This is a genomic window from Aureimonas glaciei, from assembly GCF_014643375.1.
GTDB classification, from domain to species: Bacteria; Pseudomonadota; Alphaproteobacteria; order Rhizobiales; family Rhizobiaceae; genus Plantimonas; species Plantimonas glaciei.
Genome location: NZ_BMJJ01000007.1, coordinates 83,627 through 99,846, shown reverse-complemented (window position 1 = coordinate 99,846; position 16,220 = coordinate 83,627). Strand labels below are relative to the sequence as shown.

Sequence of the window (16,220 nt, the reverse complement as noted above, 5' to 3'; positions counted from 1 at the left end):
CCGGGCACATGCCGACCAATATCCTGATGCCCGCTTTGTCTCCGACGATGGAGGAGGGCACCCTCTCGAGATGGCTGAAGCAGGAAGGCGACAATGTCGCCGCCGGTGACGTCATCGCCGAGATCGAGACCGACAAGGCGACGATGGAAGTCGAGGCCGTCGACGAGGGCACGATCGGCAAGATCGTCGTTCCCGCCGGCACTGAAGGCGTAAAGGTGAACGCCGTCATCGCCATTCTCCTCGCCGAGGGCGAGGACGCCGGCGCGATGGAGAGTGCCGCGGCACCCGCCGCCGCGGAGCCTGCAAAGGAAGAGGCGCCGACCAAGCCCGAGCCCGCCGACGCCTCCGGCGAAAAGGCCCAGTCGGTCTCGGAAGGCACCAAGGTACCTGCCGCCGCCAAGGCCAATCCCGAACCCGACGACAGCGCCCCGGAATATCCCGCCGGCACCGAAATGGTGACGACGACCGTGCGGGAAGCCCTGCGCGACGCCATGGCCGAGGAAATGCGCCGCGAGGACAGCGTCTTCCTGATGGGCGAGGAAGTCGCCGAATATCAGGGCGCCTACAAGATCAGCCAGGGGCTCCTCGAAGAGTTCGGCCCCCGCCGCGTCGTCGATACGCCGATCACCGAGCACGGCTTTGCCGGCCTCGGCGTCGGCGCCGCTTTCGCCGGCCTGCGCCCCATCGTCGAGTTCATGACCTTCAACTTCGCCATGCAGGCGATCGACCAGATCATCAACTCCGCCGCCAAGACGCTTTATATGGCCGGCGGCCAGATGGGCTGCCCGATCGTGTTCCGCGGGCCGAACGGCGCCGCCGCCCGCGTCGGCGCCCAGCACAGCCAGGATTTCACCGCCTGGTACGGCCAGATTCCGGGCCTCAAGGTCGTCACGCCCTATTCGGCGGCCGACGCCAAGGGCTTGCTCAAGTCGGCGATCCGCGACCCGAATCCGGTCGTCTTCCTCGAAAACGAAATCCTCTACGGCCAGAGCTTCGAAGTCCCCAAGGGCGACGACTGGACTGTGCCGATTGGCAAGGCGCGCATCCACCGCAAGGGCAAGGATGTCACCATCGTCTCCTTCTCGATCGGCATGACCTATGCCATCGCCGCGGCCGAGGAACTCGCCAAGGAAGGCATCGACTGCGAGATCATCGATCTCCGCACGATCCGGCCGATGGACATCGAGACGGTCGTGCGCTCGGTCCAGAAGACCAACCGCTGCGTCACCGTCGAGCAGGGCTGGCCGCAGTCCTCGATCGGCTCTCACATCGCCTCCGAACTGATGGAACGAGCCTTCGACCATCTCGACGCGCCGGTTCTCAAGGTTACCGGCAAGGATGTGCCGATGCCCTATGCGGCCAATCTGGAAAAGCTGGCGCTGCCGACCGTCCAGGACGTCATCGATGCGGTGAAAGCCGTCTGCTACCGCGATTAAGGGAACACCCCGATGCCGATCAATGTGACGATGCCGGCCCTTTCTCCGACGATGGAAGAGGGCACCCTCGCGAAATGGCTGGTCAAGGAGGGCGACAAGGTCTCCTCGGGTGACGTCATCGCCGAGATCGAGACCGACAAGGCGACGATGGAAGTCGAGGCCGTCGACGAGGGGACGGTGTCGAAGATCCTCGTCGCCGCCGGCACGGAAGGCGTGAAGGTTAACGCCGTCATCGCCATCCTCACCGCGGAAGGGGAGGACGCCTCTGCTGGCGAGGGCGAGAGCGTCGTCGCTGCCGATCCGAAGGCCGACAATGCCGTGGTCGCCCCGACGGGTGACGCCGCCAACCAGCAGAGCTACGCCCGTCCTGCCGAGATGGCGACAGCGCCGAAGGCTGAATCGGCTGCCCCGTCGACAGCCGGCAGCCGCCAGCCCGTTTCGTCGGGCGCCGGCGAGGGTGGGCGCATCGTGGCCTCTCCGCTGGCCAAGCGCATCGCTCGGGAAGCGGGCGTCGACCTCAGCGCCGTCACCGGCTCCGGTCCGCACGGCCGGATCGTCAAGGCCGATGTGGAGGCCGCCGCAAAGGCTGGCCCGGCGCCGAAGGCCGCGGAAGCCCCCAAGGCCGACGCTCCGGCGGCAACGTCCGCCGCGGGCGCTCCCGCGGGCGCGGCTGCAGCACCAAAAGGTCAGAGCGACGAGCAGATCAAAAAGCTCTTCGCCGAGGGCTCCTACGAGAGCCTGCCGCATGACGGCATGCGCAAGACCATCGCCAAGCGCCTCATCGAGGCGAAGACGACAATCCCGCATTTCTACCTGACGATCGACTGCGAGCTCGACGCGCTGCTGGCGCTGCGGGCCCAGCTGAACGCCGCGGCCCCGGTGACGAAGAGCGAGAAGGGCGACAAGCCGGCTTACAAGCTGTCCGTCAACGACATGATCATCAAGGCCCATGCGCTGGCGCTGAAGGCCGTGCCGGCGGCGAACGTCTCGTGGACGGAAGCGGCGATGCTGAAGCACAAGAACGTAGACGTTGGCGTTGCCGTGTCGATCGAGGGCGGGCTGATCACGCCGATCATCCGCAGGGCCGACGAGAAGACGCTGTCGGCGATCTCGAACGAGGTCAAGGACATGGCCGGGCGCGCCCGGGCCCGCAAGCTGAAGCCCGAGGAATACCAGGGCGGCACCACGGCGGTCTCCAATCTCGGCATGTTCGGGGTCAAGGATTTCGCCGCGGTGATCAACCCGCCGCATGCGACGATCCTCGCCGTCGGCGCCGGCGAGCCGCGGGCGGTGGTGAAGAACGGCGCCGTCGTCGTCGCCACGGTGATGTCGGTGACGCTCTCGACCGATCACCGCGCCGTCGACGGCGCGCTCGGCGCCGAGCTGATGGCGGCGTTCAAGCAGTACATCGAAAACCCGATGGGCATGCTGGTCTAGGATCGCGGCGATGAAGACCGTCCTCTGCTATGGCGACTCGCTGACCTGGGGCTACGATCCGGCGACGGCCGACCGCCATGCCTATGCCGACCGCTGGCCGACCGTGCTGGCGGCGGGCCTCGGGCCGGAGGTGGTCGTCATCGCCGACGGCCTCAACGGCCGGACCACCTGCTACGACGATCACTCGTCACTAGCCGAGCGCAACGGCGCGAAAACCCTGCCGACGGTGCTGGCGACGCACCAGCCGCTCGATCTCGTGATCCTCTTCCTCGGCACCAACGACCTGAAGCGCAGCACCGGCGGCGGCCGGGCCTTCGAGGCGCGGCTCGGCATGGAGCGGCTGCTCGAGATCGTCAGGCTGTCGCCCTACAATGCCGGCTACGGCGTGCCCAAAATCCTCATCGTCGCGCCGCCGCATTTCGTGGCGACCGAGGATCCGGACTTTCACAAGCTCTTCGGCCATGCGATCGAGAATTCGCAGGAGTTCGGCACCGCCTACGGGCTCGTTGTCGACGAATATGGCGGCGACATTTTTGACGCCTCGGAAGTCGCCGAGTGCTCGCCCCTGGACGGCATCCACCTCGATGCCGAGAACACGCGGCGGATCGGCGAGGCGCTCGTCGAGCCGGTGAAGGCGATTCTCGCCCGGCCGTGAATTGCTTTGTCAGGCCACCCACATGAGCGCCTGACCCACCTGGAATAAGACGGCAAGGACGAACCTGATGGCCGACATCTACGACATCCTCATCATCGGCGGCGGACCCGGCGGCTATGTCGCGGCGATCCGCGCGGCCCAGCTCGGCTTCAAGACCGCCATCGTCGAACGCGAGCATCTCGGCGGCATCTGCCTGAACTGGGGCTGCATCCCGACCAAGGCGCTGCTGCGCTCGGCCGAGGTCTACCACTATGCCGAACATGCCGAGGACTACGGCCTGAAGATCGCCAAGCCCGATTTCGACATCGCCGACGTGGTCAAGCGCTCGCGCGGCATCTCGGCCCAGCTGAACGGCGGCGTCGGCTTCCTGATGAAGAAGAACAAGGTCGACGTCATCTGGGGCGAGGCGAAGATCACCAAGGCCGGGAAGGGCGGTCCCGTCGAGGTCTCGGTCGGCACGATGCAGAAGCCCATCGTCGAGCCGCAGAACCCGATCCCGAAGGGCGTCCTCGGCGAGGGCAGCTACAAGGCGAAGCACGTGATCGTCGCCACCGGCGCGCGGCCGCGCGTGCTGCCGGGGATCGAGCCGGACGGCGACCGGATCTGGACCTATTTCGAGGCGATGAAGCCGAAGACCATGCCGAAATCGCTGATCGTCATGGGATCGGGCGCCATCGGCATCGAATTCGCCTCCTTCTACCGCACCATGGGCGCCGAGGTGACGGTGGTCGAACTCCTGCCGCAGATCATGCCGGTCGAGGACGGCGAGATCGCCGCTCTGGCGCGCAAGGCGCTGGAGAAGCAGGGCATCAAGATCCTCACCGACACCAAGGTGACGAACGTCACGAAGTCGGGCGAGGGCGTCACGGTCGAGGCCGAGGGCAAGGACGGCGCCAAGCAGACGCTCAGCGCCGAGCGGCTGATCTCGGCCATCGGCGTCCAGGGTAATTCGGAAGGGTTCGGCCTGCAGGAAATGGGCGTGGCCATCGACCGCGGCATCGTCACCGTCGACGGCTTCGGCCGGACCAATGTCGAGGGCATCTACGCCATCGGCGACGTGGCCGGCCCGCCGATGCTCGCCCACAAGGCCGAGCACGAGGGCACCATCTGCGTCGAGAAGATCAAGGGCCTCGACGTCCATCCGATGAAGAAGGAGCGCATTCCCGGCTGCACCTATTGCCAGCCCCAGGTCGCCTCAGTCGGCCTGACGGAAGCCAAGGCCAAAGAGAGCGGCCGCGCAGTCAAGGTCGGACGCTTCAAGTTTCAGGGGAATGGCAAGGCGATCGCGCTCGGCGAGCCCGAGGGCATGGTCAAGACCATCTTCGACGCCAAGACCGGCGAGCTCCTTGGCGCCCACATGGTCGGCGCGGAAGTCACCGAGCTGATCCAGGGTTTCGTCATCGCCATGGGGCTGGAGACGACCGAGGAAGAGCTGATGCACACGGTCTTCCCGCATCCGACGCTGTCGGAGATGATGCATGAAAGCGTGCTCGACGCGTATGGCCGCGTCATCCACATGTAGTGGCTTTTCCCGCCGGACCGCCAGCATCGGCGGCGCCGGCGGGGCGGGCCGCAAGGCGGCGATTGGTTCCTTCGGCACGCCATAATATAAAATCGTCCGGCCGCCTTGCTGTATCGCAGTTCCGCCCAATTTCGTTCGGGACACTGTTGTCCTGAACGGAGACTGACTATGGATACGAATGGCGTGGGTTGGATCGGTGCGATCGTAGTTGGCGCGGTCGCTGGCTGGCTCGCCGAACAGGTGATGAAGAGCAACATGGGGCTCTTGATGAACATCATCCTCGGCATCGTCGGCGCGATCGTGTTGAACGCGATCCTGGCGGCCATCGGCTTCAGCTTCGGCACCGGCCTGATCGCCTACCTGATCACCGGCTTCATCGGCGCCTGCCTGCTCATCGCGATCGCCCGGATGTTCCGCGGTCGCCGCGTCTGATCCGATTGCATCGGTGACCGACGCTCCTTAGATTGGACGTTATGGTCACCATCATCGATACCCTCCGCGGAGCCGGGGATCTGCCCCGGCTCCGCCACCCCGAAAAGGCCCACCGGCCGGATCAGGATAATACCCTGCCGAAACCGGACTGGATCCGGGTCAAGGCTCCGGTCTCGAAGGGCTATTTCGAGACCCGCGAGATCGTCCAGTCTAACAAGCTGATCACCGTGTGCGAAGAGGCCGGCTGCCCCAATATCGGCGGCTGCTGGGAGAAGAAGCACGCGACCTTCATGATCATGGGCGGCATCTGCACGAGGGCCTGCGCCTTCTGCAACGTCGCCACCGGCAAGCCAAACGCGCTCGACGCGAACGAGCCGGCCAGCGTCGGCCGCGCTGTCGCCGCGATGGGGCTGAACCACGTCGTCATCACCTCCGTCGACCGCGACGATCTCGACGATGGCGGCGCCGAGCATTTCGCCGCGACCATCCGCGCCATCCGCGCCGCCGCCCCCGGCACCACGATCGAGATCCTGACGCCGGATTTCCTGCGCAAGCCTGGCGCGCTCGAGACCGTGGTTGCCGCCAAGCCCGACGTCTTCAACCACAATCTCGAAACCGTGCCGTCGAACTATCTGACGGTGCGTCCCGGCGCACGCTACTTCCATTCGATCCGCCTGCTGCAGCGGGTGAAGGAGATCGACCCCGAGATCTTCACCAAGTCCGGCATCATGGTCGGTCTTGGCGAGGAGCGGAACGAGGTCCTGCAGCTGATGGACGACCTGCGCTCGGCCGATGTCGACTTCCTCACCATCGGCCAGTACCTGCAGCCGACGAAGAAGCATCACGCCGTGATTCGCTATGTTCCCCCGGCCGAGTTCGAGTCCTTTGCCACGGTCGCGACGTCGAAGGGCTTTCTCGTCGTCGCTTCGAGCCCGCTGACCCGCTCGTCGCACCATGCCGGCGAGGATTTCGAGCGGCTGAAGGCGGCGCGGCTTGCGAGGGCGGTCGCCGCCTAATATCTGTGGCCCATGCCGAAATTTGAAACCGTCCGTCCCGTCCGCCACCGCCCAGACCAGATGTTCGCGCTCGTCGCGGACGTCGAGCGGTATCCCGAGTTCCTGCCGCTCTGCCAGAGTCTGAGGATCCGGGACCGTCGCGAATCCGACGGCAAGACGCTGCTCGTCGCCGACATGACCGTCGCCTACAAGATGGTGAAGGAGACCTTCGCCTCGCAGGTGCTCTTGAAGCCCGACGAGCATCAGATCGACGTCAAATATGTCGACGGCCCGTTCCGCTATCTCGACAACCGCTGGAATTTCGAGGCCCGTGAGGGCGGCGGCTGCGACGTAAAATTCTTCATCGACTACGAATTCAAGAGCCGGACGCTGGGCCTCCTGATGGGCTCGATGTTCGACTTCGCCTTCCGCCGCTTCGCCTCGGCTTTCGAGACCCGCGCCGACGAGATCTACGGCCCGGTCGCCGCCGGCTCCTGAGCGGCGAGCCATTCGCCCAGCATGGCGTAGGCGAGGGCCACCGTCTGGAGCCGGACCTCTGCCCGGCCGACATCGCCGAAGCGCTCCATGCGGTGCGTCGTGCCGCGCCGGCTCGCCAGAGCGAGATGGACGAGGCCAACGGGTTTTGCCACCGAGCCGCCGCCGGGCCCGGCAATGCCGGTGACGGAAAGGGCGACGTCGGCGCGCGAGGCGGCCAGCGCCCCTTCGGCCATGGCCCGTGCCACAGCTTCCGAAACGGCCCCATGGGCTTCGATGAGGGCGGTCGGCACACCGATCATCTCGGTCTTGGCGGCATTCGAATAGGTGACGAAGCCGCGGTCGAGCACCGAGGAGGCGCCGGCGATATCCGTCAGCCCCGCCGCGATCATGCCCCCGGTGCAGGATTCCGCCGTCGCGATGACCTTGCCTTTGTCGGCAAAGCTCTCCACCAGACCGGCTGCCTGGCCCCTCAGTTCCTCGGGCATGATGCTCATCGTGCTTCTCCATAGATGACGCTGACGGTTGCCAGGGCGGCGATGCCCTCGCGCCGACCGACGAAGCCGATCGTCTCGTTCGTCGTCGCCTTGACCGAGACGCGGAAGAGGTCGAGCCCGGTCATCTCGGCCACCGTCTGCCGCATCGCCTCCCGGTGTGGCGCGACCTTCGGCGCCTCGCAGATCAAGGTGATGTCGGCATTGGCGATCCGGCCGCCGTTTTCCCGCACGATCTCGACCGCGCGGCGCACGAAGATATGCGAGGCGGCGCCACGCCATTGCTCGTCGCTCGGCGGGAAATGCGTGCCGATGTCGCCGGCGCCGCAAGTGGCCAGCAAGGCGTCGGTGAGAGCGTGCAGGCAGACATCGGCATCGGAATGGCCGAGCAGCGTCTGGTCGTGCGGGATGGAAACGCCGCAGAGGGTCACGTGGTCCCCGTCGACCAGCTGGTGCACGTCGTAGCCGTTGCCGGTCCTGACATCAATCATCGCGGCTTCCCCTCGCAAAATCCGGTCTGCCCGGATGATATCCTCGTTCCGCGTCAGTTTCAGGTTTTCCGGCGACCCCTCGACCAGCCTGACGGCGAGGCCAGCCCATTCGGCGATCGCCGCGTCGTCGGTGAAGGCGCCGAGCCCGGCCGCTGCTGCCGCGCGATGGGCCGCCAGAATGGCGCGGTACGGGAAACCCTGCGGCGTCTGGGCAGCAAACAAGCTCTCGCGGTCGACGGTGTCGTCGATATGCCCGGCCTGCGTTGCCCGCTTCAGCGTATCGGAAACGGCGGTAGCCGGGATCGCGCCGGTCTCGTCGCCGATGCCGTCGATGACCCGTGCGATGGTGGCCCCGTCGACGAAAGGCCGTGCGGCATCATGGATAAGGACGATGTCGGGCGAAAACGCCTCCAGCGCTTCCAGCCCGCAGAGCACCGATCCCTGCCGGGTCGCGCCGCCGGGGACGGTGGCGACGGGAGCGGCGAAGCCGCTCGTCGCGGCGGCAAAGGGATCGCGGTCCTCCGGATGGATCACCACCACCAGCCCTGCCGCCAGATCCGTGACGTCCGCAAAGGCAGAAATGCTGCGCTCCAGCACCGTCCGCCCGCCGATCCTGCGGTACTGCTTGGGGCCCGCCGACTGGCCGGCACGGGCGCCTCGGCCCGCCGCGACGATGATGACTGCGACTTTTCGCTTCGACATTGTCCATCCGTGATATTGCATCGCACAAGCGCTGCCTGGGACTGATCATAGCCAACTGTGCGCTGCAAGCGAGATGTGCTTGTCTTTTGGGCATGTCCAGTTAGATTGCGGATGACATGATGCCGGATTCGACACTTCCCCGATCTGCCCAAGCAATAGGCGGCGCCCCTTCGGGCGGGGCAATGGGATTCGGCGCGGCGCCTTTCGCCATCGGCGGTCTCGTGCCGGGCAATGCGGTGTTCCTCGCGCCCCTCTCCGGCATTACCGACGTTCCCTTCCGCCGCCGTGCCCGTCGCTTCGGGGCCGGTTTGGTCGTCTCCGAGATGGTTGCCAGCGGCGAACTCGTGCGCGGCTTTCGCGAGAGCATGCTGCGCGCCATGCGCGACGGCGACGGCGTGCATGTCGTCCAGCTCGCCGGGCGCGATCCCGCCTGGATGCAGGAGGCGGCGGAGCGGGCGGCGGACATGGGTGCCGACATCATCGACATCAACATGGGCTGCCCGGCCAAGAAGGTCGTCGGCGGCCAGTCCGGCTCGGCCCTGATGCGCGAGCCGGACCTGGCGCTGCGGCTGGTGGACGCCACCGTCGCCGGCGCCGGCGCCGTCCCGGTGACGCTGAAGATGCGGCTCGGCTGGGACCACCAGACCATCAACTCGCCGGAGATCGCGGCGCGCGCGGAAGCCGCGGGCGTGAAGATGATCACCGTGCACGGTCGCACGCGCCAGCAGCTCTACACCGGCACGGCCGACTGGCATGCCATCGCCGCCGTGAAGGCGGCGGTGAGCGTGCCCGTCGTGGCCAATGGCGACCTCGTCGAGGCCGGCCAGCGCGCGGCCATGCTGGCGGCGAGCGGCGCCGATGCGGTGATGATCGGGCGCGGCACCTATGGCCGCCCATGGTTCCCGGGCCTTCTGGCCGGCGCGATCGGCATGGACGATCTCGCTGTCCTGTCCTTTGCCGACTTCGTGGTCGACCACTACGAGGACATGCTCGTTCACTACGGCAACGAGATGGGGCTGCGCCATTCGCGCAAGCATCTCAGCTGGTATCTCGAAGGCTTTGCCGCGGCGAGCGGCGCAGAGCTCGCCGCCGACCGCGCCGCCATCATGGTCACGCCGTCGCCGGCCGTGGCGATCGAGCGGCTTCGCCGCGTTCTGGGCGATGTCAGCATCGCCGAGATCGAGCGCGGGACCGACGCGACAAGGAGGCGAGAGGCTGCCTGACATGAAGACCACGCCCAAGATCCTCCCGGAGCTGCAGCTCCGCATTCTCAACGCGCTGCCGCACCCGGTGATCGTGATCGACGCCGAAGGCTTCTTCGTGTTCGCCAATTCGGACGCCGAGCAGTTCTTCTCCGCCGGCGCCTCGCATCTGGTGAAAAAGCGGCTCAGCGACTTTATCCCGGCCGACAGCCCGCTGTTCGGCCTGATCGAGCAGGTGCGCACGGAGCGTTCGCGCATCAGCGAATACCGCGTCGACGTCTCCTCGCCGCGGATCGGCGGCGAACGCCTCGTCGATCTCTACGTCTCCGGCCTCGTCGACTCGCCCGACCACGTGGTGATCATGATCCAGCTCCGCTCGATCGCTGACAAGATGGACCGGCAGCTGACGCACCGTTCAGCGGCGCGCTCGGTGACGGGCCTTGCGGCGATGCTGGCGCACGAAATCCGCAACCCGCTCTCCGGCATCAAGGGCGCGGCGCAGCTGCTCGAGACCGCCGCCAGCGACGAGGACCGGGTGCTGACCCGACTGATCCAGGAAGAGAGCGACCGGATCGTCAAGCTGGTCGACCGGATGGAAGTGTTTTCGGACCAGCGCCCGATCGAGCGCTCGGCGGTCAACATCCACTCCGTGCTCGACCATGTGAAGACCCTGGCGCGCAGCGGCTTTGCCCGCGGCACGAAGTTCACCGAGACCTACGACCCGTCGCTGCCGCCGGTCTTCGCCAACCGCGACCAGCTGGTGCAGGTGTTCCTGAACCTCGTGAAAAACGCCAACGAGGCCATTGCCGGCCAGGACGGCGGCGAGATCCGCCTGTCGACGGCCTTCCGCCCCGGCGTCCGCCTGTCGGTGCCGGGGACGAAGCGGCGCGTCACGCTGCCGCTGGAATTCCTCGTCGAGGACAATGGCCCGGGCGTTCCCGAAGACATCCGCGAGAACATTTTCGACCCGTTCATCACCACCAAGCCGAGCGGCTCGGGCCTCGGGCTCGCCCTTGTGGCCAAGATAGTCGGGGACCATGGCGGCGTGATCGAATGCGAGTCGCAGCCGGGACACACCACGTTCCGGGTGCTCATGCCGATGTGGCGGGAGGCCACGGACACGACCGAACCCGTCGACCAAGATGTCGCATCCGGCGACCAGTGAAGGACATGATCTGATGGCTCCCGCTCAGATACTCGTTGCCGACGACGATGCCGCGATCCGCACCGTCATCTCCCAGGCCCTGATGCGCGCCGGCTTCGAGGTGCGGGTCACGGCCAACATCGCGACTCTCTGGCGCTGGATTTCGGCAGGCGAGGGCGACCTCGTCATCACCGACGTGCTGATGCCCGACGGCAATGCCTTCGACGTGCTGCCGAAGATCAAAAACAGCAGGCCCGACCTGCCGGTGGTGGTGATGTCCGCCCAAAATACCTTCATGACCGCGATCAAGGCGTCGGAGAAGGGCGCCTACGACTATATCCCCAAACCCTTCGACCTGACCGAACTTGTCGCCATCGCCCGCCGCGCTCTGGCCGAGCCGAAACCCCAGCCGAACGCCGCGCCGGGCGAGGATCCCGGCGACAACATGCCGCTCGTCGGCCGGTCGCCGGCAATGCAGGACATCTACCGCGCTCTGGCGCGGATGATGCAGACGGATCTCACCGTCACCATCACCGGCGAATCCGGCACCGGCAAGGAGCTCGTTGCCCGCGCCCTGCACGACTACGGACGTCGCCGGAAAGGCCCCTTCGTCGCCATCAACATGGCGGCCATTCCCCGGGACCTGATCGAGTCGGAGCTCTTCGGCCACGAGAAGGGCGCCTTCACCGGGGCACAGAGCCGGTCGAGCGGCCGCTTCGAGCAGGCGGAGGGCGGAACGCTGTTCCTCGACGAGATCGGCGACATGCCGATGGAGGCGCAGACGCGGCTCCTGCGCGTATTGCAGCAGGGCGAATACACCGTCGTCGGCGGCCGCACGCCGATCGCGACCGATGTGCGCATCGTTTCGGCCACCAACAAGGACCTGCGCCAGCTGATCAGCCGCGGCCTGTTCCGGGAAGACCTGTTCTACCGCCTCAACGTCGTGCCGCTGCGCCTGCCGCCGCTGCGCGAGCGGATCGAGGACCTGCCCGATCTCGCCCGCCATTTCTTCACCGAGGTGCAGAAGGAGGGCCTGCCGCGCAAGACGCTGAGCCAGGGCGCGCTGGACGTGATGCGGCGCTACACCTGGCCCGGCAATGTGCGCGAGCTGGAGAACCTGATCCGGCGGCTGTCCGCCCTCTATCCGCAGGACGAGATCTCCGGCGAACTGATCGAGCACGAGCTGTCGAACGAATATGCCCGCGCCCTCGACAGCGAGACGGACGGCAGCCGGCCTGTGGATCTCAGCGCCTCGGTCGAGCGCTATCTGTCGGATTACTTCTCCTCGTTCGGCGACCAGCTGCCGCCGCCGGGCCTGCATGGCCGCATCCTGCGGGAAGTCGAGTACCCGCTGATCGCCGCCGCCCTGGCGGCCACACGCGGCAATCAGGTCAAGGCGGCCGACCTTCTCGGCGTCAACCGGAACACGCTGCGCAAGAAAATCCGCGATCTCGACATTTCCGTCGTCCGATCGCTCCGCTAGCTCAACTTTTCGAGCGTTCGTTGCATTTCGAACACAATACGTTGCAATCTGGCAACTGATCAACGTTCGAAGCGACTCGATGACGACTGAGATTACGCCTGCAGATTCCGACCAAGAACCCGCCGTCCTTCCGGAGCGGCGGCGGTTCATGCTGGTGCCTGGCGTGATCGCCGTGGCCAGCGCGCTGGTGACGGGCGCGATCTCGTTCGTGGTGCTCATGGGTCTGACGCCGATCGAGCCGACCGAAGCGGTGGTGCGGATCGCCTCGGTGGTCAACGGCGCCTTCGTCCTCGGCCTGTGCGCGCTGATCTGGCGCGAAGTCGCGCGGATGGCGCGGGCGCGCCATCAGGGCAAGGCGGCCTCGCGCCTGCATGTGCGCATCGTGGTGCTGTTTGCCATCGTCGCCGCGCTGCCGGCTTTGCTCGTCGCCGTTGTCGCCGGCATCACCCTAGACCTCGGGCTCGACCGCTGGTTCGAGATCCGGACGCGGGCCATCGTCGAATCCTCCGTCAGCGTCGCCAGGGCCTATGTCAACGAGAACGCCCGCAACCTGCAGGGCACGACCCTGTCGATGGCCTACGATCTCGACGCGCAGCGCCGCCTCTACGATCTCGACCGCACGGGCTTCCAGTCGCTGCTGACGGAGCAGGCGAGGGGACGGTCGCTGATCGGCGCCCAGCTGCTGCGGGCGAGCGGCGATCCGGTGATGCGGGCCGAGGTCCCTGTCGACCGGCCGCTGCCGGCCCCGCCGGCAGACGCGATGCAGCAGGCGCGCCAGGGCAATCTCGTCTTCATCCCGCCGGGCGTGACCAATCTCGTCGGCGCCATCCTCAAGCTGCGCGCGCTCGGCGACGACATCTTCCTCTACACCGTGCGTGCCGTCGATCCGGAGGTGATCTCGGCGCTGCGGCTGATGGAAGATCGCTCGGCCGAATATTCCAGCCTGCAGAACAACCGGATCGGCACGCAGATCGCGTTCGCGCTGCTCTATCTCGGCATCACGCTGATCGTGCTCCTGTCGGCGATCTGGACCGGCATCGGCGTCGCCGACCGGCTGGTGCGCCCGATCCGCCTCCTGATCTCGGCGGCCGACGAGGTGAGCGAGGGCAATCTTGCTGTCTCCGTGCCGGTCCGCGCCTCGGACGGCGACGTCGGGTCGCTGTCCAACACCTTCAACAACATGATCCGCCAGCTGCGGACGCAACGCGGCGAACTCGTCCACGCCAAGGACGTGATCGACGAGCGGCGCCGCTTCACCGAAGCGGTGCTGTCGGGCGTGACCGTTGGCGTCATGGGAGTCGGCAGCGACGGCACGATTTCGATGCTGAACCCGTCGGCCGAGCGGATCCTCGCCATTTCCTCCGAGGCGGCCGTCGGACGGACCTTGCGCGAGATGTTTCCGCTCATCGCGCAGATCCACCGCGCGGCCGCCGCGTCGCGAAAGGCGGAATACCAGGAAGAGATCAAGCTGCGCACGCAGGAGCGCGAGCGCGTGCTCGCCATCCGCGTGACGTCGGAAGAGACCCGCGACGGCGCGCAGTCGAGCGTCGTCACCATCGACGACATTACCGATCTGGTCGACGCGCAGCGCTCCTCGGCCTGGGCCGACGTCGCGCGCCGCATCGCACACGAAATCAAGAATCCGCTGACGCCGATCCAGCTCTCGGCCGAACGCATCCGCCGACGCTACGGCAAGATGGTCGAGGGCGATCGGGAAGTGTTTGACCGCTGCGTCGACACCATCATCCGGCAGGTTTCCGACATCGGCCGCATGGTCGACGAATTCTCCAGCTTCGCCCGGATGCCCAAGCCCCGGATGGAAAATCGCGACCTGCGCGAGGCGCTGAAAGAGGCGGTGTTCATGCGCGAGATGGGCGATCACGGCATCGTCTTCACCACCGATTTCGGCCAGGTCCCGCTACATGGCACGTTCGACATCCGGCTGCTCAGCCAGGCCTTCGGCAACATCGTCAAGAATGCAGTGGAGTCGGTCGAGGCGTCCGAGGTCGCGGAAGGGCGCATCGGCATCACCGTCACCACCAGCGACGGCTTTCACCGGATCGACTTCACCGATAACGGCCGCGGTTTCCCGCGCGAGGATCGCGATCGTCTGCTCGAGCCCTATATGACCACACGCGAGAAGGGGACGGGCCTCGGCCTCGCGATCGTGCGCAAGATCATCGAAGAACACGGCGGGACGATCCAGCTCGGCGACGCCCCGGAACAAGAACAGGGCGCAATGGTTCGGGTCATTCTGCCGGCGACCGACATTCCGGCCGACGACGCGTCCACTCCACGCTCCCATACGCTAGAAAGGACTGGTGACTGATGGCATCAGACATCCTCATCGTCGACGACGAAGCCGACATTCGCGATCTTGTCGCCGGCATTCTCGAAGACGAAGGCCACGAGACGCGCATCGCCGGAAATTCCGACGCCGCGCTGCAAGCCATCGCCGACCGCGTGCCGCGGCTGGTCTTTCTCGACATCTGGCTGCAGGGCAGCCGGCTCGACGGGCTCGATCTGCTGGAGGCGATCAAGGCGCAGCATCCGGAAGTTCCGGTGGTGATGATCTCCGGCCACGGCAATATCGAAACGGCCGTCTCGGCGATCCGGCGCGGCGCCTACGACTATATCGAAAAGCCCTTCAAGGCCGACCGGCTGGTCCTCGTCGCCGAGCGGGCGCTCGAGACGTCCAAGCTGAAGCGGCAGGTGTCCGACCTGCGGCGCCGCTCGGTCGATTTTTCCGAACTCCTCGGCAAGTCGCATCCGATGAACCAGTTGCGCACCACGATCGAGCGCGTGGCGCCGACGAACAGCCGCGTGATGATCCTCGGTCCCTCCGGCTCCGGCAAGGAAATGGTGGCGCGCGCCATCCACGCCGCCTCGTCGCGCGCCAATGGGCCTTTCGTCGCCATGAACGCAGCGGCGATCACGCCCGACCGCATGGAGGTCGAACTGTTCGGCACCGACGCGCCGCCCGGCGTCGAGCGCAAGGTCGGCGCCTTCGAGGAGGCGCATGGCGGCATTCTCTATCTCGACGAAGTCGGCGACATGCCGCGCGAGACCCAGAACAAGATCCTGCGCGTCCTGACCGAGCAGACCTTCGAGCGGGTCGGCGGCACCAAGCGCGTCAAGGTCGACGTGCGCATCGTCTCCTCGACGGCGCAGAACCTGGAATCCATGATCAGCGAGGGCTCCTTCCGCGAGGACCTCTATCACCGCCTGGCCGTCGTCCCGATCGCCGTGCCGCCGCTGTCGGAGCGGCGCGCCGACATCCCGTTGTTGATCGAGGCTTTCATGAAGCAGATCGGCGAGCAGACGGGCATCAAGACGAAGGCGATCAGCCCGGAGGCCATGGCGGTGCTGCAGTCGAGCGACTGGCCCGGCAATATCCGCCAGCTGCGCAACAATGTCGAACGGCTGATGATCCTGTCGCGCGAGGGCGACGACGACACCCCGATCTCGGCCGACATGCTGCCGCACGAGGTCGGCGACATGCTGCCGCGCACGCCGAGCCAATCCGACGGCCGCATCCTGGCGCTGCCGCTCCGCGATGCGCGCGAGGTGTTCGAGAAGGAATATCTGATGGCGCAGATCAACCGCTTCGGCGGCAATATCTCGCGCACGGCCGAGTTCGTCGGCATGGAGCGCTCGGCGCTGCACCGCAAGCTGAAGTCGCTCGGCATCTGACTTTTGGGCGACGGCGGACCCTTGCCAGCCAAGGATTGG

14 protein-coding genes are annotated in these 16,220 nt (G+C 66.5%); 12 read left to right on the top strand and 2 right to left on the bottom strand.

Going from position 1 to position 16,220, the window contains the following annotated elements:
* Nucleotides 1-8 precede the first annotated feature (8 nt).
* The 7 genes from IEX88_RS15010 to IEX88_RS14980 all read left to right on the top strand — a co-directional run bounded on the left by IEX88_RS15010 (nt 9) and on the right by IEX88_RS14980 (nt 6,975).
* Nucleotides 9-1,436: a pyruvate dehydrogenase complex E1 component subunit beta gene (locus tag IEX88_RS15010; RefSeq protein ID WP_188852098.1), complete on the top strand. Its 1,428-nt coding sequence runs from the start codon at nt 9-11 to the stop codon at nt 1,434-1,436.
* A gap of 12 nt (nt 1,437-1,448) precedes the next feature.
* Nucleotides 1,449-2,873, top strand: coding sequence for a pyruvate dehydrogenase complex dihydrolipoamide acetyltransferase (locus IEX88_RS15005; RefSeq protein ID WP_188852096.1), 1,425 nt, complete (start codon nt 1,449-1,451; stop codon nt 2,871-2,873).
* A 10-nt stretch (nt 2,874-2,883) separates the two neighbouring features.
* The gene (locus tag IEX88_RS15000) at nt 2,884-3,528 is read left to right on the top strand and encodes an SGNH/GDSL hydrolase family protein (RefSeq protein WP_188852094.1); all 645 of its coding nucleotides are present in this window, start codon (nt 2,884-2,886) and stop codon (nt 3,526-3,528) included.
* 67 nt (nt 3,529-3,595) lie between these two features.
* Nucleotides 3,596-5,050, top strand: a complete 1,455-nt coding sequence (gene lpdA, locus IEX88_RS14995; protein WP_188852092.1) for a dihydrolipoyl dehydrogenase — start codon at nt 3,596-3,598, stop codon at nt 5,048-5,050.
* Between the two features lie 168 nt (nt 5,051-5,218).
* On the top strand, nt 5,219-5,482 hold the full coding sequence (locus IEX88_RS14990; protein WP_188852090.1) for a GlsB/YeaQ/YmgE family stress response membrane protein: 264 nt from the start codon (nt 5,219-5,221) through the stop codon (nt 5,480-5,482).
* A gap of 41 nt (nt 5,483-5,523) precedes the next feature.
* Nucleotides 5,524-6,498 carry a lipoyl synthase gene (lipA, locus tag IEX88_RS14985; protein ID WP_188852088.1) on the top strand — a complete coding sequence of 325 codons (975 nt, stop codon included), beginning with the start codon at nt 5,524-5,526 and terminating at the stop codon, nt 6,496-6,498.
* A gap of 12 nt (nt 6,499-6,510) precedes the next feature.
* Entirely contained in the window at nt 6,511-6,975 is a 465-nt protein-coding gene (locus IEX88_RS14980; RefSeq protein ID WP_188852086.1) for a type II toxin-antitoxin system RatA family toxin, read from the top strand.
* Here IEX88_RS14980 and IEX88_RS14975 read toward each other — a convergent pair.
* Both IEX88_RS14975 and IEX88_RS14970 read right to left on the bottom strand, forming a co-directional pair.
* Nucleotides 6,948-7,469 carry a CinA family protein gene (locus IEX88_RS14975; protein ID WP_210319284.1) on the bottom strand — a complete coding sequence of 174 codons (522 nt, stop codon included), beginning with the start codon at nt 7,467-7,469 and terminating at the stop codon, nt 6,948-6,950. The two genes, IEX88_RS14980 and IEX88_RS14975, sit on opposite strands and share 28 nt — an antisense overlap.
* Nucleotides 7,466-8,659 (bottom strand): bifunctional 2-C-methyl-D-erythritol 4-phosphate cytidylyltransferase/2-C-methyl-D-erythritol 2,4-cyclodiphosphate synthase, encoded by a 1,194-nt coding sequence (locus IEX88_RS14970; protein ID WP_188852084.1) that lies wholly within the window; start codon nt 8,657-8,659, stop codon nt 7,466-7,468. Before IEX88_RS14970 ends, IEX88_RS14975 begins: the two co-directional genes overlap by 4 nt.
* Before the next feature lie 182 nt (nt 8,660-8,841).
* On the opposite strand from IEX88_RS14970, the gene dusB reads away from it, so the two are divergent.
* The 5 genes from dusB (at nt 8,842) to ntrX (ending at nt 16,181) form a co-directional block, all read left to right on the top strand.
* Entirely contained in the window at nt 8,842-9,882 is a 1,041-nt protein-coding gene (gene dusB, locus IEX88_RS14965) for a tRNA dihydrouridine synthase DusB (protein WP_188852082.1), read from the top strand.
* Between the two features lies 1 nt (nt 9,883).
* Nucleotides 9,884-11,026 (top strand): two-component system sensor histidine kinase NtrB, encoded by a 1,143-nt coding sequence (locus IEX88_RS14960; RefSeq protein ID WP_188852080.1) that lies wholly within the window; start codon nt 9,884-9,886, stop codon nt 11,024-11,026.
* Between the two features lie 13 nt (nt 11,027-11,039).
* Complete coding sequence (gene ntrC / locus IEX88_RS14955; RefSeq protein WP_188852078.1) at nt 11,040-12,488, top strand: nitrogen regulation protein NR(I); 1,449 nt, start codon at nt 11,040-11,042, stop codon at nt 12,486-12,488.
* A 79-nt stretch (nt 12,489-12,567) separates the two neighbouring features.
* Entirely contained in the window at nt 12,568-14,817 is a 2,250-nt protein-coding gene (locus IEX88_RS14950) for a sensor histidine kinase NtrY-like (RefSeq protein ID WP_188852076.1), read from the top strand.
* Nucleotides 14,817-16,181, top strand: coding sequence for a nitrogen assimilation response regulator NtrX (gene ntrX, locus IEX88_RS14945; protein WP_188852073.1), 1,365 nt, complete (start codon nt 14,817-14,819; stop codon nt 16,179-16,181). Before IEX88_RS14950 ends, ntrX begins: the two co-directional genes overlap by 1 nt.
* Nucleotides 16,182-16,220 lie beyond the last annotated feature (39 nt).